This is a genomic window from Pseudomonas sp. HMSC065H01 (assembly GCF_001815235.1).
GTDB classification, from domain to species: domain Bacteria; phylum Pseudomonadota; class Gammaproteobacteria; order Pseudomonadales; family Pseudomonadaceae; genus Pseudomonas; species Pseudomonas aeruginosa.
On the sequence record NZ_KV819862.1, the window covers coordinates 450,825 to 470,678 of the forward strand.

Genomic DNA, 19,854 nt, shown 5'->3' on the forward strand with positions numbered 1-19,854 from the left:
CGGGGAGCGAGCTGTGCGAGCGCTGGTTCATGGAGGCTATCCGGTCGATGAAGACAACGAGAGGGACTATAGCGGGCCGTCCGGGATTTGACGAGCCTGTGGGCGAGCCTTGCGCTAAAACGCCAGCCCGGCGACAAACCGGGCCGGCGCCGGGCTTCACTTGCCGGTCTTCACCGTGTTCCAGGTGCGCGTGCGCACGCGGTCGATCTTCTGCGGCATGGACTCGAGGGCGAACAGCTTGGCCATCTTCTCCTGCGGCGGGTAGATCGCCGGGTCGGCCTTGATCTCGGCGTCCACCAGCGGGTCGGCGGCCAGGTTGCCGTTGGCGTAGTGCACATGGTTGCTGATCGCGGCCATCACCTCGGGACGCAGCAGGTAGTTCATGAAGGCGTAGCCGGCCTTCTCGTCGGGCGCGTCGACCGGCATCGAGACCATGTCGAACCACAGCGGCGAGCCTTCCTTCGGCGTCGAGTAGCGCACTTCCACGCCGTTGTTGGCCTCCTTGGCGCGGGTCGCGGCCTGCAGGATGTCGCCGGAGAAACCGACCACCATGCAGATCTCGCCGTTGGCCAGGTCGCTGACGTACTTCGAGGAGTGGAAGTAGCGGATGTACGGGCGCACCTTCAGCAGCGCCGCCTGGGCCTGCTTGTAGTCGTCGGCCTTCTGGCTGTGGTGTGGCAGGCCGAGGTAGTTGAGGGGGATGGGCAGCAGCTCGGGGCCGTTGTCCAGCACCGCCACCCCGCACTTGCTCAGTTTCTGCATGTATTCGGGCTTGAAGAAGATATCCCAGGAGTCCAGCGGCGCGTCGTCGCCGAGCACCGCCTTGATCTTCGCCGGGTTGTAGCCGATGCCGGTGGTGCCCCAAAGGTAGGGGAAGCCGTACTGGTTGCCCGGATCGTTGACCTCCAGGGCCTTGAGCAGCACCGGGTTGAGGTTCTTCCAGTTGGGCAGCTGGGACTTGTCCAGCTTCTTCAGGGCGCCGGCCTGGATCTGCTTGGCCATGAAGTGGTTCGACGGGAATACCACGTCGTAGCCGGATTGGCCGGTCATCAGCTTGCCGTCGAGGGTCTCGTTGCTGTCGTAGACGTCGTAGGTGGCCTGGATGCCGGTTTCCTTGGCGAAGTTCGCCACGGTTTCGGGAGCGATGTATTCGGACCAGTTGTAGATCTTCAGGTTGTCCGCGGCGAGGGTTGCGCCGCTGCCGCAAGCGAGGGCGAGGGCGAGGAGGGTGAGGGAAGCGATGCGGGTCTTCATTGTTGTAGGTGTCCTGTCGGCTGACGACAGCGTCGGCGACGGACTGGTTCGCCGCCGGCGCTCAGGGGGCGCCGGCAACGCTGGCCGGCACCCGGGTTTTATCCCGCGTTGCCGGAAGCGAGGAAAGGGGCGGCTTTTACCTGCGGGCCCGCAGACAGGCGCCGGCACCGCAGCGGGGCGTCGCTCCGCCCGCCTGCCTCAACTCAGGGCGACCTTGACCCCGAGGGCGATCAGCAGGCCGCCGAGCAGCTTGTCCACCACCCCCTGGGCCCTGGCCAGGCCGCGGCGCACCACCGCGCTCTGGATCAGCACCACCAGCAGCGGCCACCAGAGTGCGGCGAGGCCGACGATGATGCCGGCGTACCAGAGCTTCTCGGCGAAGCTGGAGTCCAGGCTCAGCACCTGAGTGAACACGGCGAGGAAGAACAGCGTGGCCTTGGGGTTGAGCAGGTTGCACAGGTAGCCCTGGAGGAACGCGCTCCAGTGGCCGACGCGCTGCACGCCGCCGACCGCCAGGTCGAGCGTGCCGCCGCCGCGCGAGCGCAGGGCCTGGATGCCGATCCAGATCAGGTAGACCGCGCCGGTGTACTTCAGCGCGTTGAACAGCCACGGCGTGGTGGTGATCAGCACCGCCAGGCCGGCGACGCAGTAGGCCATGTGGGTGGCCACGCCGAGGATCACCCCCAGCGAGGTCATCATCGCCGCCGAGCGCTGGTAGCGCGCCGCGTTGCGGATGATCAGGAAGAAGTCCGGGCCGGGCGAGAGCATGCCCAGGGTGGCGAGGGTGGCTACGAAGAGCGAGGTTTCCAGCATGATTCGATACGCCTGGCGCAAGGCGGCGCCGGTTTGCTGCGGCGCCGCGGGTCGGTGGTTACTGGGTCAGTTCCTGTTCGCTGAACAGGCCGTCGAAGAGCATGCTCGAAAGATAGCGCTCGCCGGAATCGGGGAGGATCACCACGATGGTCTTGCCCTGCATGTTCGGCTCCTCGGCCAGGCGCACCGCGGCGGCCATCGCCGCGCCGGAGGAGATGCCGCAGAGGATGCCTTCTTCCTGCATCAGGCGCAGCGCCATGTTCTTCGCTTCGTCGTCGCCGATCTTCTCGACCCGGTCGACCAGCGACAGGTCGAGGTTCTTCGGCACGAAGCCGGCGCCGATGCCCTGGATCTTGTGCGGGGCGGGCTTGACCTCCTCGCCGGCGAGGGTCTGGCTGATCACCGGCGAGGTCACCGGCTCCACCGCCACGGCGAGGATCGGCTTGCCCCGGGTGTTCTTGATGTAGCGCGAGACGCCGGTGAGGGTGCCGCCGGTGCCGACCCCGGAAACCAGCACGTCCACCGCGCCCTCGGTATCGTTCCAGATCTCCGGGCCGGTGGTCTTCTCATGGATCGCCGGGTTGGCCGGGTTGTCGAACTGCTGCGGCATGAAGTACTTCCCGGGATCCCCCGCGACCAGTTCCTCGGCCTTCTGGATCGCACCCTTCATGCCCTTCGCCGGTTCGGTCAGGACCAGCTCCGCGCCCAGCGCCTTGAGCACCTTGCGTCGCTCCAGGCTCATCGACGCCGGCATGGTCAGGATCAGTTTGTAGCCGCGTGCGGCGGCGACGAAGGCGAGGCCGATGCCGGTGTTGCCGGAGGTCGGCTCGACCAGGGTCATGCCGGACTTCAGTCTGCCGCTGGCTTCGGCATCCCAGATCATGTTCGCGCCGATCCGGCACTTCACCGAATAGCCGGGGTTGCGCCCTTCGATCTTGGCCAGGATGGTGACGCCGCGCGGGGCGATGCGGTTGATCTGGACCAGCGGCGTGTTGCCGATGGACTGCGCGTTGTCTGCGAAGATGCGGCTCATGATGGTGTCCTTGTCGCATGGAGAAAGATCAATCAGCCTATTCCGCCCCCGCCCGCGCGTCCAGACGCGTTCGAACCAGCGGCGCGCCGCGCGTGTCCACTGTCCAGGAGGGCCGTACCGATGAAGAAACGCTATGCCATTCCCCTGGGCAGCCTGGCGGCGCTGCTTCTGTTGTTGCTGGCGCTGCACCTGGCGCTGCCGTACCTGGTGCGCGACTACCTGAACGGCAAGCTGGCCGACATGGGCGACTACCGTGGGCACATCGCCGACGTCGACCTGGCGCTCTGGCGCGGCGCGTATCGGATCGACGGGCTGAGCATCGTCAAGGACAACGGCAAGGTGCCGGTGCCGTTCCTCGACGCGCCGAGCATCGACCTGTCGGTGAGCTGGCAGGCGCTCTGGGATGATCACGCAGTAGTGGCGCGGGTGGTCTTCGAGCGTCCGCAGCTCAACTTCGTCGATGCCGGCGGCGACCGCGACGCCTCGCAGACCGGTGCCGGCACCGACTGGCGCGAGCAACTGGACAAGCTGCTGCCGATCACCCTCAACGAGGTGCGGGTGGTGGACGGCACCCTGCGTTTCCGCAACTTCACTTCGAAGCCGCCGGTGAACCTGCACGCCTCGGCGCTCAACGCCAGCATCTATAACCTGACCAACGTGGCCGACGCCCGGGGCGAGCGGCCGGCGCGTCTCGAAGGCACGGCGCGGATACTCGGCCAGGCGCCGCTGGAAGTGGCGGCGCATTTCGACCCGCTGAGCGACTTCGAGGACTTCGACCTGCGCCTGCGGGTCACCCGCGTCGAGCTGAAGCGGCTCAACGACTTCGCCAGCGCCTATGGCAAGTTCGACTTCAATGCCGGCACCGGCGACCTGGTGCTGGAGGCCCAGGCTAAGCGCGGCCAGTTGGATGGCTACATCAAGCCGCTGCTGCGCGACGTGGACGTGTTCAACTGGCGGCAGGACGTGGAGGATGGCGACAAGAACCTGTTCCGCTCGGTGTGGGAGGCGCTGGTCGGCGGTGGCGAGACGGTGCTGAAGAACCAGCGCAAAGACCAGTTCGCAACCCGTGTGAGCCTGAGCGGTAATATCCACCAGCGGGACGTCAGCGCGTTCCAGGCGTTCCTCGGGATTCTCCGCAACGCGTTCGTCGAGGCGTTCAACGCTCGTTTCGAGCGTTCCCCGGCGACGCGCGACGACGACGGCTGAAGACGCGGGCGGAACGGCGGGTCGCGAGGTGGCCGGGCATTCAGTGACTGAATGACCCGTCTGCGTTCACAGTGCGCTTGTCCCCGCGTTATAGTCGGGTTTTCAAACAATACTGAACTGCCCGGTTTTCCAGCCAGGGCGTTACCGTTCGAGGATTTCCTGATGAAGTTCGAAGGCACCCAGTCCTACGTCGCCACCGACGACCTCAAGCTCGCGGTCAACGCCGCCATCACCCTGCAGCGGCCGCTGCTGGTGAAGGGCGAACCGGGCACCGGCAAGACCATGCTCGCCGAGCAGTTGGCCGAGTCCTTCGGCGCCAAGCTGATCACCTGGCACATCAAGTCCACCACCAAGGCCCACCAGGGCCTCTACGAGTACGATGCGGTAAGCCGCCTGCGCGATTCGCAGCTGGGCGTGGACAAGGTTCACGACGTGCGCAACTACATCAAGAAGGGCAAGCTCTGGGAGGCCTTCGAGGCCCAGGAGAGGGTGATCCTGCTGATCGACGAGATCGACAAGGCCGACATCGAGTTCCCCAACGACCTGCTGCAGGAACTCGACAAGATGGAGTTCTACGTCTACGAGACCAACGAAACCATCAAGGCGAAGCAGCGCCCGATCATCATCATCACCTCGAACAACGAGAAGGAACTGCCCGACGCCTTCCTGCGCCGCTGCTTCTTCCATTACATCGCCTTCCCCGACCGCGAGACGTTGCAGAAGATCGTCGACGTGCACTACCCGAACATCAAGCAGTCGCTGGTCAGCGAGGCGCTGGACATCTTCTTCGACGTGCGCAAGGTGCCCGGCCTGAAAAAGAAACCTTCGACTTCCGAGCTGGTCGACTGGCTGAAGCTGCTGATGGCCGACGAGATCGGCGAAGCGGTGCTGCGCGAACGCGACCCGACCAAGGCGATCCCGCCGCTGGCCGGCGCCCTGGTGAAGAACGAGCAGGACGTGCAGCTTCTCGAGCGCCTGGCGTTCATGAGCCGCCGCGCCAGCCGCTGAGTGCGTCGGCCCTTTCCGGGGAAAGGGCTGCGGGGCGGCACGCCAGACAGCGGAGGAACATCCCATGCTCAGCGGAAGTTGCCTGTGCGGCGCGGTAGGCTATGAAATCGACGCGCCCATCGAGTCGGCCAGTCATTGTCATTGCAGCCAGTGCCGCAAGGCCCACGGCGCGGCGTTCGCCACCTACGGCAAGGTGCGCCGCGAGGCGTTCCGCTATGTCGCCGGAGCGGACGCGGTGGCCGAATACCACTCGTCGCCAGGCGTCACCCGTACCTTCTGCCGCCACTGCGGATCGAACCTGCAGTGGCTTGGCGGCAACGAGGACCCGACGTACACCTCTATTGCCCTCGGCACCCTCGACTCGCCGCTGCCATCGGTAGCGCAGCGGCACATCTACGTGGGTTCGAAAGCCGACTGGTACGTCATCGCCGACGACCTGCCGCAAGAACACCAATACTGACCGGCGCTCGCGCGCCGGGATCAACGGACAACAGACGAGGTCGCAGCCATGCTGCTCAACCTGTTCAACGAAATGCGCGCAGCCAAGGTGCCGGTGTCGGTGCGCGAGCTGCTCGACCTGATCGATGCCCTGAAGCACCGCGTGGTGTTCGCCGACATGGACGAGTTCTACTACCTGGCGCGCACCATCATGGTCAAGGACGAGCGCCACTTCGACAAGTTCGACCGGGCCTTCGGCGCCTACTTCAAGGGCCTGGAGAAGCTCGACGACCACCTCAAGGCGCTGATCCCCGAGGAATGGCTGCGCAAGGAGTTCGAGCGCCTGCTGACCGACGAGGAAAAGGCGCAGATCCAGTCCCTCGGCGGCCTGGACAAGCTGATCGAGGAGTTCAAGAAACGCCTCGAGGAACAGAAGGAGCGCCATGCCGGCGGTAACAAGTGGATCGGTACCGGCGGTACCAGTCCGTTCGGCTCCGGCGGTTTCAACCCGGAGGGCATCCGCGTCGGCGACGCCGGCAAGCGCCAGGGCAAGGCGGCCAAGGTCTGGGACCAGCGCGAATACAAGAACCTCGACGACCAGGTCGAACTGGGTACGCGCAACATCAAGATCGCCCTGCGGCGCCTGCGCAAGTTCGCCCGTGAGGGCGCGGCGGAGGAGCTGGACATCGACGGCACCATCGACCACACCGCGAAGGACGCCGGGCTGCTCAACATCCAGATGCGCCCGGAGCGGCGCAACACGGTGAAGCTGTTGCTGCTGCTGGACATCGGCGGCTCGATGGACGCCCACGTCAAGGTCTGCGAGGAGCTGTTCTCGGCCTGCAAGACCGAGTTCAAGCACCTGGAGTATTTCTACTTCCACAACTTCATCTACGAGTCGGTGTGGAAGAACAACCTGCGCCGCAGCAGCGAACGCACCGCCACCTTCGACCTGCTGCACAAGTACGGTCCGGACTACAAGGTGGTGTTCGTCGGCGACGCGGCGATGGCGCCCTACGAAATCACCCAGGCCGGCGGCAGCGTCGAGCACTGGAACGAGGAAGCCGGTTACGTCTGGATGCAGCGCTTCATGGAGAAGTACAAGAAGCTCGTCTGGATCAACCCCTATCCGAAGGACACCTGGAACTACACGGCGTCCACCGGCCTGGTCCGCGAACTGGTCAAGGAACAGATGTATCCGTTGACCCTGAGCGGCCTGGAGGAGGGCATGCGCTTCCTCTCGCGCGGTTGAGCCAACTGCCTGCGGGACCGGCGACAGGCGCGGCGGCACGCAACTTGCCTACCCTGTGTATCCCGTCCGCGCGGTAACAGCGCGGCGCGGCCACCGGTAACGATGGGCACGCCATGATCGACTCGACCTTCTCCCGCGCCACCTGGCTCAACTCGCTGCACATGTCGACCCTCACTCTCTCGCTGCTGGAGAAGGAAGGGTTCGCCCGCGAGCAACTGCTCGAAGGCAGTGGCATCACCCCCGCCGACCTGCTCGACCTGCGGCGCCTGATCAGCCCCTGGCAGGAGCAGCAGGTGTTCGCCAACGCCTGCCGGCTCAGCGACGAGCCTGCCCTCGGCCTGCGCCTGGGACTGCGCACGCGGATTTCCGCCTACGGCCTGCTCGGCTACGCGCTGCTCTCCGCGCCGACCCTCGGCGAGGCGCTGCGCATCGGCCTCAGCTATCCGGTCTTGCTCGGCACCTACTTCCACCTGTCGCTGGAAGTCGCCGACGGCCGCGCCTGGCTGGTGGCCACCGGCTACGGCGAGGACGAGGCGCTGCGGCCATTCAACACCGAGCTTTGCCTGGGCTCGCTGAAGGTCACCTGCGCCGACCTGCTCGGCCAGCCGCTGCCCTTGCTGGAAGCGGCCTTCGACTATGCCGGCGACGAGGCGATGGCGCGGGCCTACGCCGAGGGTTTCGCCTGCGAGTTGCACTTCGAACGCGAGCGCAGCGCCATCGGCTTCGCCGCCGAATGGCTGGAGCGCCCGTTGCCGCTGGCCGACCCGGTGACCCACCGGGAGATGCTGGAACAGTGCCGGCGGCAGAACATCGACCTGGCCGCGCGTCGTGCCTGGCTGGACAAGGTCCGGGCGATCCTCGCCGAGCGCTTGCAGGACCCGCCCGGCCTGGAGGAACTGGCCAGGCGCCTGAACTGTTCGTCGCGCAGCCTGCGCCGGCACCTTCAGCAGCAGCGCACCAGCTACCAGCAATTGCTCGACGAGTTGCGCTTCGCCCGCGCCAAGGAGTTGTTGCAGAGCGGCGACATGCCGATCTACCGGATCGCCGAGGAACTCGGCTTCAGCGAGACCGCCAGCCTGCGCCATGCCTTCCAGCGCTGGAGCGGCCAGCCGCCGAGCCATTTCCGCGCCTGAGCGCTCGCTCAGGCGGAGGGGCTGGTGTCGGCGTGGCGCCGTCGCCGTTCGTTCGCCACCTCACTCAGGGATTTTGCCGCGCCGTCGCCAATCCAGGCCATGAAGGCACGATCGAAGCGGAAGTCGGCGCCGCACAGCCCGACGAGGAAGCGCCGTACGTCCTGGGCGTTGCGCTAGTCGCGGCACACTGCGGTGTCGCGGGTGATGGTGTCGCCGTGCCAGCCGAAGACCATCTGTCGTTTCTCTGCGCGCGCTGGAGCGGGCAGGCCAACGATGGCCTGCCCACGGGCCGTCAGGATGCCGGCTCTTCGATCAGCCGGTCATAGGGCGGCAGGCCGCTGTATTGGCCCAGGGCTTGCTCGTAGGCGTTCTTCAGGTCGTCGGCGGCGAGGTCGTAGCCGACCAGCAACTGTTCGAGTTCAGCGGCGTTCTGCGGGTCGTCGTTCTGCAACTGCGCGTCGAGTTCGCGGGTGCGCGCGGCGACGCACTGGATCGCCACCATCAGGGTCTGGGGTTTCAGGTTCATGGTTCACTCCTAGAGCCCGCGGGCTTTTTCCCATTGGCGGCGGATGGCGTTGCGCACGAAGTTGTCCAGTTGGCCCATGAGGACCTCCCGGTACATCGGCTTGGCCGGCATGATGGTGTAGTGGGTGGCTTGCAGGCGCTTGTTGTAGCTGTCCTGCTTCACCTTAAGGTCCGGCGGGATGTCGGTGCCGTCGGGTATCACGAAGTCGCCGTCGGCGCGGCGCAGCACGCCGGCGCGGTCGAACACCGAGGTGCCGCCGGTGTCCGGGGCGTAGAGGCCGTCGCGGCCGGCGACGATGTCCGGCGCGCGGGCGGGGACGCCAGGGGTGTTGGGGCTGTCGAAGGTCGGATGCAGCAGCGGGGCGACTTCCGCAGCCTCGGCGAGTTCCTTGTCGGGACGCAGGTAGCGACCGACATCGCCGTCGTAGTTGGCCTTGAATACCGCCCGGTAGAGGGTGAGGCTGGTTTTCTCGTAGTCGTAGGACATGCGTGGACTTCCCTGTGGGTTGCGTTCGCGGCGCCGCGGGTGCGCGGCATCGCTACCGGCCACCGTCCTTGTGGCGCCATCGGCGAGCAGGATAACAGCCGTGGGCGGATCCGCCAGGGGCAGGCGACGACCGTCGCCCGGGAGGCTCAAGGCCTGGCCGCGCCGTGCAGGTAATGGCGGATGCGCACCTCCACGCCGGCGCTCTGGAAGCGCCGGGCGGCGGCCTCGACCCGCAACTCGCCGCGGGTCACCCGCTGGTGGTGGCGCAGGTGTTCCAGCCAGGATTCGTCGATGAAGAACTCCAGCCACAGGCGACGGTTGCCGCTGTCCTGGACCAGTCCCCAGGACACCGCGCCGTTGCGCCGACGCATGGCGCGCACCTCGACCATCGCCGCCTCGAATGCCGCGGCGTCCTGCGGGTCGATGTCGTACTCAAGGGTGACCATCACCGGGCCGCGTTCCTGGTCCACCTCTTCGTCGACCAGTGGTGCCGGCCAGTGCAGCGACGGCGCGAGGTCCTCGGCCTCGGTGACCGGCAGCCGGCAGCGCAGCGACGCGAACAGGCCGAGCAGCAGCGCGGCGCTGGCGCAGAGCAGGGCGAAGGTGATCGACAGGTGGCTGGCGACCAGACCCCACAGGGCGCCGCCGGCGGCCATGCTGCCGAAGAACACCAGGATGTAGACCGCCAGCGCGCGGGCGCGGACCCAGGCCGGCACGGAGGTCTGCGCGGCGACCTGCAGGCTGGAGAGCACGGCGATCCATGCCGCGCCGCTGAGCAGCATCACCGGCACCAGCAAATAGAGGTTGCGCAGCAGCGCCAGGGCCACCAGCACCAGTGCGTAGAGCACGCTGGAGAGCAGCACCAGGCGGTCGCTGCCGAGGCGTTCGCGCAGGCGCGGCAGGAACGCGGCGCCGAGCACCGCGCCGACGCCGACGCTGCCCAGCAGCAGGCCGAAGTCCATGGCGTTGCCATGCAGTTCGCCGCGCACGATCAGCGGCAGCAGCGACATGCCGGCGCTGGCGCCGAGGAAGAACGCCACCGCGCGCACCAGCACCGATTGCAGTGGCCTCGAGCTGCGGCTGTAGCGCCAGCCGGCGCGCAGGGCGCCGAACAGGCGTTCCGCCGGCAGCACCGAGGGCACGGCCTCGCGTTTCCAGGCCAGCAGCACGGCGATCACCGCGAAGAAGGAGAGGGCGTTGAGGGCGAAGGTCAGCCAGGGGCCGACCAGGCTCACCAGCACCCCGGCGATGGCCGGTCCGACCGCCCGCGCCAGGTTGACCCCGACACTGGACAGCGCCACCGCCGCCGGCAGTTCGTCCTTGCCCACCAGTTCCGGAGTGGTGGCGCTCCAGGCCGGCATCATCAGCGCGGTGCCGATGCCCATGCACAGGGTCAGGCCTAGCAGCAGCCAGACGCTGGTCAACTGGAGCAGGGTGAGGCTGGCCAGCAGGGTGGCCACCAAGGCCATCCACAATTGCACGCCGAGCAGGTAGCGGCGCTTGTCGACGATATCGGCGAGGGCGCCGGCCGGCAGGGCCAGGAAGAACATCGGCAGCGATCCGGCGACCTGCACCAGGGCCACGTTCAGCGGGCTGGCGGAGAGCGAGGTCATCAGCCAGCCGGCGCCCACCTCGTGCATCCAGGTGCCGATGTTCGAGGCGATGCTGGCCAGCCATAGCCAGCGGAAGGTGGCTTGGCGCAGGGGACTCCAGGGTGAGGCGGCGGGTGCGGTCATGGTCAGAGCGAGCCTTTGAGTGGGTATTCGACGATCAGGTAGAGGCGGTCGATGTCGTCGCCGGCCTGGGCCGCGTTGGCCCGGTGGCTGAGGTGCGAGACGTTCAGCGAGAGGTCCTTGAGCGGGCCCGAGGCGAACAGGTAGCGCAGGTCGAGGTCGCGCTCCCAGTGCTTGCCGCCGCTGCCCTGCAAGGGCCGGTAGCGGCCATCGGCGCCCAGCGGGTTGTAGGCGCCGCCGGCCGGCGCATGGCTGCCGTCGATGGCGCGGCCGCTGACGTAACGCGCCATGAAGCTCAGCCCCGGCAGGCCGAACGGGGCCAGGTCGAGGTCGTAGCGGGCCTGCCAGGAGCGTTCGCCCGGACCGTTGAAATCGGCGTACTTGATCGAGTTGGCGAGGTAGATGGAGTCACCTCCGACGAAGTCGAACGGCGTATCCCCATGGACACGCTGGTAGGCCAGGGAGAAACCCTGCGCGCCGACGCGGTACTTCAGTTGCAGGCTGTAGGCCAGGGTGTCGATCGCGCCGGCCCGGCTGCGGCCCTGGTCGCGCGTGCGATAGAGGTTGCCATCCAGGCTGAACGCGGCACGTTGCAGGTTCATGTTGAGATAGACCTGGCGCCAGACGTTGTCCAGTTGCGCGGCGAACAGCGAGCCGCTCAGGTTGTCGCTGGCCGCCAGGCTGGCGCCGGCGAAGCCGATGGCGCTGCCGGCGGTGCTCGCGCCGTAGCCGTCGAAGTCGCCATGGCCGGAGCTGGAGGCCTGTTCCTTGAAGGCGGTGAAGCGCCCGGCCTGGATCCGCACGCGGTCGAGGTCGTCGCTCTGCAGGAAGAAGCCCCTGGCGTACTGGGGTTGCAGGCGCTTGTCGCTGGTATCGAAGACCGGGGTCTCGACGGTCATCTCGCCGACCTTGAGCAGGCTCTCGCCGAGCCGCAGCTTGAGTGCGGCGCCGGCGTCGGAATACTCGCTGGCGTTATCGCCGGATGAGTCCAGCGGCAACAGGCCGGTGCCGGCATGGCCACGTCCGCCGTCGAGCTTGAAGCCGGCGAAGCCTTGGAGATCGAGGCCGAAACCGACGCGGCCGGGAGTATAGGCCGACTCCAGGTCGACGATCAGGCCGTGTGCCCATTCCTTGCGGTAGCCGCGCCCGGCGTCCGCGCGGCGATAGTCGTTGTAGAGGAAGTAGTTGCGGTTGAGCAGGCGCCACTCCAGGTAGTCGGGTGCCTTGGCTTCCTCTGTCGCGGCGTGGCACGGCGAGGTGCCGCCCAGCGCCAGGAAAAGGGCCAGGCGGCCGACCGGTCGAACGCGGATCATCGGGAAAACTCCGGGCTAGGCGGGCCGCGAAGGGCCCGCCCGGGTACGTCAGAAAGCGAAGCAGGAACAGCCGAATGCGCCCCAGAAACCCTGGAAGTCGCTCACCGGTACGTTGGAGTGGCGCGCGCGGTTGTGCTCGTGGGCGTGTACCGCGCAGGCACCGACGCACTGGTGGACCTGGGCGGTCAGCGGCGCGCCTTGCCGCCAGTGGCCGGGTACCTTGGCCACCGGCGACCAGTCCGGCAGCACCGGCGGCGCCGGCGGACCGAGCTTGTCGAACTCGGCGGCGGCATAGACGACCTTGCCGTCGACCACCGTGAGCACCGACTCGATCCACTTGATGGCCTCTTCCTCGACGCCGAAGAAGTCCGCCGACAGCGCCGCCAGGTCGGCGAGCTGGCCAACCTTGATCTGTCCTTTCTTGCCCTGCTCGCTGGAGAACCAGGCGCTGCCGTGGGTGAACAGCTGCAACGCGGTTTCCCGCGGCAGGCCCTGCGGATACAGGGCCATGCCGCCGACGGTGCGGCCGCTGACCAGCCAGTACAGCGAGGTCCAGGGGTTGTAGCTGGAGACCCGGGTGGCGTCGGTGCCGGCACCCACCGGCACGCCCTCGGCGAGCATGCGCTGGATCGGCGGCGTGGCCTCGGCGGCCTTGGCACCGTAGCGGTCGACGAAGTACTCGCCCTGGAAGGCCATGCGGTCCTGGATCGCGATGCCGCCGCCGAGTGCCCGCACCCGCTCGATGTTGCGCGGGGTGATGGTCTCGGCGTGGTCGAAGAACCAGGGCAGGCCGTTGAACGGAATGTCGCGGTCGACCTTCTCGAACACGTCGAGCATCCGCGAGATCGATTCGTCGTAGGTGGCGTGCAGGCGGAACGGCCAGCGCTGCTCCACCAGGTGGCGGACCACAGGCTCCAGCTCCTGCTCCATGGTCTGCGGCAGGTCCGGGCGCGGTTCGAGGAAGTCCTCGAAGTCGGCGGCGGAGAACACCAGCATCTCGCCGGCGCCGTTATGGCGGAAGAAATCGCTGCCCTGGCCGTACTTGACGCTGCCGGTCCAGTTCTTGAAGTCGGCGAGTTCTTCCTTCGGTTTCTGGGTGAACAGGTTGTAGGCGATGCGTACGGTGAGCTGGCCCTGGTCGGCCAGTTCGCGAATCACCTGGTAGTCGTCCGGGTAGTTCTGGAAGCCGCCGCCGGCGTCGATCGCGCTGGTCAGGCCGAGGCGGTTGAGTTCGCGCATGAACTGGCGGGTGGAGTTGACCTGGTATTCCAGCGGCAGCTTCGGTCCCTTGGCCAGGGTGGCGTAGAGAATCATCGCGTTGGGCCGGGCGATCAGCATGCCGGTGGGTTCGCCGCTGCTGTCGCGGACGATCTCGCCGCCGGGCGGGTTGGGCGTGTCCTTGGTGTAGCCGACCACGCGCAGGGCGGCGCGGTTGAGCAGGGCGCGATCGTACAGGTGGAGGACGAACACCGGGGTGTCCGGCGCGGCCTTGTTCAATTCCTCCAGGGTCGGCATGCGCTTCTCGGCGAACTGGAACTCGTTCCAGCCGCCGACCACCCGCACCCACTGGGGGCTGGGCGTGCGTTCGGCCTGGTTCTTGAGCATGCGCAAGGCGTCGGCCAGGGAGGGCACGCCTTCCCAGCGCAGCTCCAGGTTGTAGTTGAGGCCACCGCGGATCAGGTGCAGGTGCGAGTCGTTGAGACCGGGGATCACGGTGCGCTTCTGCAGGTCGATCACCTGGGTGGCGCTGCCGCGATGGAGCATCGCCTCGGCGTCGTTGCCGACGGCAAGGAACTTGCCGTCCTTGATCGCCACGGCGGTGGCGGTGGGGTTGTCGCGGTCCACGGTGTGGAAACGGCCGTTGTGCAGGATCAGGTCGGCGGTCATGGAACCTCCTGGGTTGCTTGCGGGAGAAAGGCTGGCGGCGTTGGCGAAGGGCAGGGCGGACCACAGGACTCCGGCGGCGCCCAGCACCGAACTGGTAGTGAGGAAATGGCGGCGGTCCTTGCTCGGCGGATCGTGGCTCATGGCGTGCTCCTGGCAGCGGGGCGGAATCGGTCAGCGAGGGCGGCGGCGAGAGAGGCCACCGGACAGGATAGGTGCGGCGGAAAACGTACGGGACGAAAGAGCGGTTTTCCCGAATGACGCATCCTCCTGCAAGCGCAACTTGCTGGTGGTCGATAGCAAGTAAGGCGCGAGACATGTCCTGAACTTCATGGGGGCTTTTTCTTATAGGGCGGACTGTCGATTCTGCTAGCTGGTAATCCTTCTTTTATTGTCTCTGTGTGCGCTTTTTGTATGGATGTGTCGAATATTTTGAATATCGCCGTTCAACTTTATCCAGGGCCGCAGTTCAGTGATTTATTTTCTCGAAAAGTTTGTTTTTTCCAATATTCATGCTTCATAGTCTGGCCGGCCACGGGAAATTATCTGTTGGCCCGCGTGCTGTTGTGCGCAACAGCTGGAATTCATCGTTCGTTGTCAGGAAACAATCATGAGCCACTATCTCGAAGTTCTAACTCCGCAGAACAGCCAGATCATCTTCATCGACCAGCAGCCACAGATGGCATTCGGCGTACAGTCCATCGATCGCCAGACGCTGAAGAACAACGTAGTGGGCCTGGCCAAGGCGGCGAAGGTATTCGACATCCCGGTCACCATCACCACGGTGGAAACCGACAGCTTCTCCGGCCCGACCTATCCGGAGCTGCTGGCGGTGTTCCCCGAACAGAAGATCCTCGAACGCACCTCGATGAACTCCTGGGACGACCAGAACGTGCGCGACTCGCTGGCCGCCGCGGGCCGCAAGAAGGTCGTGGTCGCCGGGCTGTGGACCGAGGTCTGCAACACCACCTTCGCCCTCTGCGCCATGCTCGAGGGCGGCTACGAGATCTACATGGTGGCCGATGCCTCGGGCGGCACCTCCAGCGACGCCCACAAGTACGCCATGGACCGCATGGTCCAGGCCGGCGTGGTACCGGTGACCTGGCAGCAGGTCCTGCTGGAGTGGCAGCGCGACTGGGCCTGCCGGGATACCTACGACGCCGTGATGGCCATCGCCAAGGAGCATTCCGGGGCCTACGGCATGGGCGTGGACTACGCCTACACCATGGTGCACAAGGCGCCCGAGCGGGTGACCCACGGCGAACGCATCGGCCCGAATCCGGCCAAGTGAATGCCGGCCGTGCCGCTCCGGTCCGCCGGGCGGCACGGCCGCGAAGGAGAACGAAGATGAAGCTCTACGTATTGTCGCTGGGCGCCGGACTGTTGGTGGGGATCGTCTACAGCCTGCTGCAGGTGCGTTCGCCGGCTCCGCCGCTGGTGGCGCTGGTGGGGTTGCTCGGCATCCTGCTCGGCGAGCAGGTCATCCCGGTCGGCAAGCAATTGCTCGGCGGTTGCGCGTTCGCCTCGGCCTGCGACAAGGCGGGTTCGGTCGGCCATGTGCTGGGGCAACTACCGGGTCGGCATCGCCTCGACCAGGCCGCTGGCCCGTCGGAAAAGGAAAAGGGTTGAGCGTTATATCATCGAGTAACAGCGCAGTAATCTGGTAGTTATCTTCGTCGGTTAGATTTCCCCGGAACGGCTCCCTCGGATTAATCTCTGGGGGAGCTTTCGTGCGTCGTTTTTCGCGTCGAGAGAAAAGTGTCACGAGATCATCAGGCGCATGGAATCAGGGGGAGTCATGACTGTTGCCATAGACAGAACAAAGGGCGACCAATCCACGCCAGGGAACATCATAAGGGGAGAGGGGTACGCCTTGATTCGCAATAGTGAGGCGACTCCCGATCCGGACAAGGTGATCCATATTCCTTGTGCCGATTCGTTTTCCGTCATCGTGCAGTTGCGCGATTTCAATTCCCATCGTCTCTGGAATGGAAACAAACTGGTTTTCGATGGCGGACATCCACGGAAAAGTATCTCCATCGCCTATCTTGGCGATGAAATAAAGTGCCAGCACCGGACAACTTACGACAATGTCCGCTTCATGTTGCCGCGCGCTTCGATAAAGGAGTTTCTCTACGAAGAAGGGCAACGCGCGTCCGCCGAGCCGGAGCGGATCATCGGTGTCGACGATCCGGTGGTCTATCACCTGGCGCTGGCGCTGCTGCCCAGCTTCGCCAGGGCGGGCGAGCGCAACGAACTGTTCATCGAGCAGGTCATGCTGGCGCTGTTGACCCACGTTCAGGATCGCTTCGCTTCGACCCAGGTCCCGGTCTGCACCGGCAAGGGCCTGGCGCCCTGGCAATTGCGCAGGGCCAAGGAGCTGATCGCCGGGCATCTGGCCGAGGGCGTGTCGGTGGCGCGCCTGGCCGAGGAGTGCGGGCTCTCGCGCAGCTATTTCACCAAGGCCTTCAAGTGCAGCACCGGTGTTTCGCCCCACGAATGGCTGATGCGCATGCGCGTCGACCGGGCCAAGGAGCTGATGCTGGGCAGCGACGAACCGCTTTCGCAGATCGGCGTCGCCTGCGGCTTTTCCGACCAGCCGCATTTCTCGCGGATCTTTCTCCGGCTGGCCGGCGCCTCGCCCTCGACCTGGCGTCGGGTCAAGCGGCAGCGCACCGACGCAGCGCTGTGAACCGCGACCGTGCGTGACGGACGGTACGGAAGCCGCCGGATGCTCGGCTAGAATGCCCTGGCTTCGGCGGTCGCCATCGGCCGCCCACTTCGCAACGGAACAGGGAATCGCAGATGAAAGCAGTACGCCAGGGTCGCGGCGTAACGGGGTTGCTCATGCTCCTGGCGCTGGCCGGGTGCAGTTCGCGGTCGGCGGAGCCGCCGCCGCCCAACCCCGACGAAGTACGGGCGAAGATCGTCCGCCTGATGCCGGCCACGGTGCGCGATCGCCAAGGGTGGGCCAGCGATATCTACGCGGCCTTTTCCGCCCAGCAGATCTACCCCAGCGACGAGAATCTCTGTGCGGTGCTGGCGGTGACCGAGCAGGAGTCCACCTACCAGGTCGACCCGCCGGTGGCCGGCCTGGGCAGGATCGCCACCCGCGAGGTCGAGCGTCGTGCCGGCAAGCTGCACGTGCCGGCGTTCCTGGTCAGCTCGGCGCTGAATATCAAGTCGCCCGATGGCCGCACCTACAGCCAGCGCCTGGCCGCGGCGCGCACGGAGAAGGAACTGAGCGAGACATTCGACGATTTCATCGCCATCGTGCCCATGGGCGGCAAGCTGTTCGGCGGCTTCAACCCGGTACACACCGGCGGGCCGATGCAGGTCAGCATCGCTTTCGCCGAGCAGCACGCGGACGGCTATCCCTATCCGCTGGACGGCAGCATCCGCCGCGAGGTGTTCAGCCGGCGCGGCGGCATGTATTTCGGCATCGCCCACCTGCTTGGCTATCCGGCGGACTACCCGGCGCCGCTGTACCGCTTCGCCGACTTCAACGCCGGCTGGTATGCCAGTCGCAACGCCGCGTTCCAGAATGCGGTGAGTCGCGTCTCGGGGATTCCGCTGGCGCTGGATGGCGATCTGATCCGCTACGGTACGCGCACGCCGGGCTCCACCGAACTGGCCGTGCGCAGCCTCGGCAAGCGCCTGGACATGAGCGACGCGGCGATCCGCCGGGCGCTGGAGCAGGGCGACAGCCCGGAGTTCGCCGACAGCGCGCTGTACCGCAAGGTCTTCGCCCTGGCCGAAAGCGCCATCGGCAAGACGCTGCCCCGCGCCGTGCTGCCGGGGATCGCCCTGGAGAGCCCGAAGATCACCCGCAAGCTGACCACCGCCTGGTTCGCCAAGCGCGTCGACGAACGCTACCAGCGTTGCATGGCGCGCGTGCGGAAACGCTGAGTCCATCGTCGCGCGGGTCGAACCTGGCGCCGCCGCGGGAGTCTGCCGTCCTGTCAGCCAAGCTCATGGAGAAGCAGCGTATGAAGACCCGATACAGCGCCGAGGCACCGGCGCGCGACGAACTGGACCGGCTCGCCGGTCCGACGCTGGTGGAGTTCGGTACCGACTGGTGCGGCCATTGCCAGGCCGCCCAGCCGCTGCTGGCGGAAGTATTCGACGACTATCCGGAGGTCGGCCACCTGAAGGTCGAGGACGGTCCCGGGCGCCGCCTGGGGCGCTCGTTCCAGGTCAAGCTGTGGCCGACCTTCGTCTTTCTTCGCGACGGCCGGGAGGTGGCGCGGGTAGTCCGCCCCGGCAGCGCCAGCGTGCTGGAAGAAGCGTTCGAGAGCCTGGTCGGCGAGGGCTGAGGACCCGGCCCGCGGGCCGGGCGGCGTTCAGGCCGGCATCGCGTGATCCACCTGTTCGCGGATCTCCTGGTAGCGCAGTTCCATCAGCTTGCGCTGCTCGCGCCGGGCCAGGGCCTGGGCGTAGCGGCGTTTCTCGATCGCGGTCTCCGGTTCCAGCGGACGCACCGCCACCGGCCGGCGCTGGTCGTCCATCGCCACCATGGTGAAGAAGCAACTGTTGGTATGGCGCACGGTGCGCTCGTGGATGTTCTCGGTCATCACCTTCACCCCGACCTCCATCGAAGTGCGCCCGGTGTAGTTCACCGAGGCGAGGAAGGTCACCAGTTCGCCGACATGGATCGGCTCGCGGAAGATCACCTGATCCACCGACAGGGTCACCACGTAGCGTCCGGCGTAGCGCTTGGCGCAGGCGAAGGCCACTTCGTCGAGTAGCTTGAGCAGCGCGCCGCCGTGGACGTTGCCGGAGAAGTTCGCCTTGTCGGGGGTCATGAGCACGCTCATGGTCAGTTGGTAGCTGCCAGGTTCCATCGTTCACCTATCACGCAAGTTGGTCACGGGCCATTGCAGTGGGCCGGCGGCCGCTCTGCGGCGGCCTCTGGCGATAGGGTAGGGAGAAACGCCGGCGCGATTAGCACCGCAGTCGACAATGGTGTTTTCCGCGAAACGGGCTTGCGGCGCCGCTCCGTATGCGCCAAGGGCTAGTCGCGGGAGCCGCCGCGTCCTTCCCGGCTGGCATCCATCCAGCGCAGCACTTCTTCGCCGAACTCCGGTGGCGCGATACGCCCCACCCGGCGTACCAGGTCGAGGATGGTCTGCTGGGCCAGCGCTTCTTCCATGCGCTTCTGCGCGGTGAGCATCACCGCGTGGATCGAGCAGGTGTTGCGGGTCGCCCAGGAAGGCGGGTTGCCTTCGAAGATCGCGCAGCGCTCGCGGACCTCGCGGCATTCGAAGATCGATTTGTCGCCGTCGATGGCGCGGACCACGTCGAGCACGCTGATTTCGTTGGCCGGCCGTGCCAGGCGGAAGCCACCGCGCACGCCTTCGGTGGCAGCCACCAGGCCGGCCTTGGCCAGGCGGGTGAAGACCTTGGCCAGCAGTTCCGGCGGCACGCCCTGCAACTCGGCGAGGGTGCGTACGCTGGACTCGCGGCTGTCGCCTTTCTCGTCGGCGAGGAACAACAGGCAGTGGATGCCGTATTCGACGCCGGCGCTATAGAGAGCCATCACTAACTCCGACAGAAATATTCGCAATATTCTGCGCGGTTTTCAGGTCGCTCACAAGGACAGGTCGTTCGCTGTCTTCCGCCTCGAAGCGCTCTATCTCCGATCCTTTTCGTATGTTTTCGACGTCTTTTCCTCTCTTTCACGGCGAGGGGCGATTGCCTCTCGGAACGCTTTTCGGGGATTGATCTTCTTAACTACGACAAATATAGTCGTAGTTACGGAGAGGCTTTTCTCCG

At 66.2% G+C, this 19,854-nt stretch carries 21 protein-coding genes and 1 pseudogene; 10 read left to right on the forward strand and 12 right to left on the reverse strand.

All coding sequences use genetic code 11. From position 1 onward, the window contains the following. Positions 1-156: 156 nt before the first annotated feature. The 3 genes from HMPREF3014_RS11740 to cysK all read right to left on the reverse strand — a co-directional run bounded on the left by HMPREF3014_RS11740 (position 157) and on the right by cysK (position 3,100). On the reverse strand, positions 157-1,254 hold the full coding sequence (locus tag HMPREF3014_RS11740) for a polyamine ABC transporter substrate-binding protein (RefSeq protein ID WP_070753832.1): 1,098 nt from the start codon (positions 1,252-1,254) through the stop codon (positions 157-159). 198 nt (positions 1,255-1,452) lie between these two features. Continuing rightward, the gene (locus HMPREF3014_RS11745) at positions 1,453-2,067 is read right to left on the reverse strand and encodes a LysE family translocator (protein WP_003090574.1); all 615 of its coding nucleotides are present in this window, start codon (positions 2,065-2,067) and stop codon (positions 1,453-1,455) included. A gap of 58 nt (positions 2,068-2,125) precedes the next feature. Next, positions 2,126-3,100, reverse strand: a complete 975-nt coding sequence (gene cysK, locus HMPREF3014_RS11750) for a cysteine synthase A (RefSeq protein WP_003090573.1) — start codon at positions 3,098-3,100, stop codon at positions 2,126-2,128. 120 nt (positions 3,101-3,220) lie between these two features. Between cysK and HMPREF3014_RS11755 the strand changes: the two genes are divergently transcribed. The 5 genes from HMPREF3014_RS11755 (at position 3,221) to HMPREF3014_RS11775 (ending at position 8,137) form a co-directional block, all read left to right on the forward strand. Further along, entirely contained in the window at positions 3,221-4,306 is a 1,086-nt protein-coding gene (locus HMPREF3014_RS11755; RefSeq protein WP_003090572.1) for a DUF748 domain-containing protein, read from the forward strand. 162 nt (positions 4,307-4,468) lie between these two features. After that, on the forward strand, positions 4,469-5,314 hold the full coding sequence (locus HMPREF3014_RS11760) for an AAA family ATPase (RefSeq protein WP_003101531.1): 846 nt from the start codon (positions 4,469-4,471) through the stop codon (positions 5,312-5,314). A 64-nt stretch (positions 5,315-5,378) separates the two neighbouring features. Beyond that, positions 5,379-5,774 (forward strand): GFA family protein, encoded by a 396-nt coding sequence (locus HMPREF3014_RS11765; protein WP_003119467.1) that lies wholly within the window; start codon positions 5,379-5,381, stop codon positions 5,772-5,774. 48 nt (positions 5,775-5,822) lie between these two features. Beyond that, complete coding sequence (locus tag HMPREF3014_RS11770; RefSeq protein ID WP_023087230.1) at positions 5,823-7,004, forward strand: vWA domain-containing protein; 1,182 nt, start codon at positions 5,823-5,825, stop codon at positions 7,002-7,004. 113 nt (positions 7,005-7,117) lie between these two features. Beyond that, positions 7,118-8,137, forward strand: coding sequence for an AraC family transcriptional regulator (locus HMPREF3014_RS11775; protein WP_003101519.1), 1,020 nt, complete (start codon positions 7,118-7,120; stop codon positions 8,135-8,137). Positions 8,138-8,145: 8 nt separating this feature from the next. On the opposite strand, the pseudogene HMPREF3014_RS35085 reads toward HMPREF3014_RS11775, so the two are convergent. From HMPREF3014_RS35085 to HMPREF3014_RS11800, 6 genes and pseudogenes are all read right to left on the reverse strand, one after another. Next, a pseudogene (locus tag HMPREF3014_RS35085) lies at positions 8,146-8,298 on the reverse strand (DUF6434 domain-containing protein); the annotation flags it as partial. Positions 8,299-8,429: 131 nt separating this feature from the next. Then, the gene (gene tsi2 / locus HMPREF3014_RS11780) at positions 8,430-8,663 is read right to left on the reverse strand and encodes a type IV secretion system immunity protein Tsi2 (RefSeq protein ID WP_003114383.1); all 234 of its coding nucleotides are present in this window, start codon (positions 8,661-8,663) and stop codon (positions 8,430-8,432) included. Between the two features lie 9 nt (positions 8,664-8,672). Next, entirely contained in the window at positions 8,673-9,149 is a 477-nt protein-coding gene (gene tse2, locus HMPREF3014_RS11785; RefSeq protein ID WP_003119469.1) for a type VI secretion system effector Tse2, read from the reverse strand. A gap of 146 nt (positions 9,150-9,295) precedes the next feature. Further along, positions 9,296-10,885 (reverse strand): MFS transporter, encoded by a 1,590-nt coding sequence (locus HMPREF3014_RS11790; RefSeq protein ID WP_023087231.1) that lies wholly within the window; start codon positions 10,883-10,885, stop codon positions 9,296-9,298. A gap of 2 nt (positions 10,886-10,887) precedes the next feature. Continuing rightward, positions 10,888-12,195, reverse strand: a complete 1,308-nt coding sequence (locus HMPREF3014_RS11795) for an OprD family porin (protein ID WP_023087232.1) — start codon at positions 12,193-12,195, stop codon at positions 10,888-10,890. A 48-nt stretch (positions 12,196-12,243) separates the two neighbouring features. After that, positions 12,244-14,082 carry an amidohydrolase gene (locus tag HMPREF3014_RS11800; RefSeq protein WP_003101513.1) on the reverse strand — a complete coding sequence of 613 codons (1,839 nt, stop codon included), beginning with the start codon at positions 14,080-14,082 and terminating at the stop codon, positions 12,244-12,246. A gap of 607 nt (positions 14,083-14,689) precedes the next feature. On the opposite strand from HMPREF3014_RS11800, the gene HMPREF3014_RS11805 reads away from it, so the two are divergent. Further along, positions 14,690-15,370, forward strand: coding sequence for a hydrolase (locus HMPREF3014_RS11805; RefSeq protein ID WP_023087233.1), 681 nt, complete (start codon positions 14,690-14,692; stop codon positions 15,368-15,370). 56 nt (positions 15,371-15,426) lie between these two features. Then, entirely contained in the window at positions 15,427-15,708 is a 282-nt protein-coding gene (locus HMPREF3014_RS11810) for a XapX domain-containing protein (RefSeq protein WP_003101509.1), read from the forward strand. A gap of 157 nt (positions 15,709-15,865) precedes the next feature. Here HMPREF3014_RS11810 and HMPREF3014_RS35090 read toward each other — a convergent pair whose 3' ends face one another. Further along, the gene (locus tag HMPREF3014_RS35090; protein WP_223723618.1) at positions 15,866-16,099 is read right to left on the reverse strand and encodes a hypothetical protein; all 234 of its coding nucleotides are present in this window, start codon (positions 16,097-16,099) and stop codon (positions 15,866-15,868) included. Between HMPREF3014_RS35090 and HMPREF3014_RS11815 the strand changes: the two genes are divergently transcribed. The 3 genes from HMPREF3014_RS11815 to HMPREF3014_RS11825 all read left to right on the forward strand — a co-directional run bounded on the left by HMPREF3014_RS11815 (position 15,992) and on the right by HMPREF3014_RS11825 (position 18,395). Further along, positions 15,992-16,771 (forward strand): AraC family transcriptional regulator, encoded by a 780-nt coding sequence (locus HMPREF3014_RS11815; RefSeq protein ID WP_223290709.1) that lies wholly within the window; start codon positions 15,992-15,994, stop codon positions 16,769-16,771. The two genes, HMPREF3014_RS35090 and HMPREF3014_RS11815, sit on opposite strands and share 108 nt — an antisense overlap. A gap of 113 nt (positions 16,772-16,884) precedes the next feature. Next, positions 16,885-17,988 carry a DUF1615 domain-containing protein gene (locus HMPREF3014_RS11820; RefSeq protein ID WP_023087234.1) on the forward strand — a complete coding sequence of 368 codons (1,104 nt, stop codon included), beginning with the start codon at positions 16,885-16,887 and terminating at the stop codon, positions 17,986-17,988. 80 nt (positions 17,989-18,068) lie between these two features. Beyond that, positions 18,069-18,395 (forward strand): thioredoxin family protein, encoded by a 327-nt coding sequence (locus tag HMPREF3014_RS11825; protein WP_009313971.1) that lies wholly within the window; start codon positions 18,069-18,071, stop codon positions 18,393-18,395. Between the two features lie 27 nt (positions 18,396-18,422). On the opposite strand, the gene HMPREF3014_RS11830 is transcribed toward HMPREF3014_RS11825, so the two are convergent. Together HMPREF3014_RS11830 and HMPREF3014_RS11835 are read right to left on the reverse strand one after the other, a co-directional pair. Next, on the reverse strand, positions 18,423-18,923 hold the full coding sequence (locus HMPREF3014_RS11830) for an acyl-CoA thioesterase (RefSeq protein WP_003090555.1): 501 nt from the start codon (positions 18,921-18,923) through the stop codon (positions 18,423-18,425). Between the two features lie 170 nt (positions 18,924-19,093). Further along, a complete protein-coding gene (locus HMPREF3014_RS11835; protein ID WP_003090553.1) occupies positions 19,094-19,618 on the reverse strand; it encodes an RrF2 family transcriptional regulator in 525 nt (174 codons plus the stop codon). Positions 19,619-19,854 lie beyond the last annotated feature (236 nt).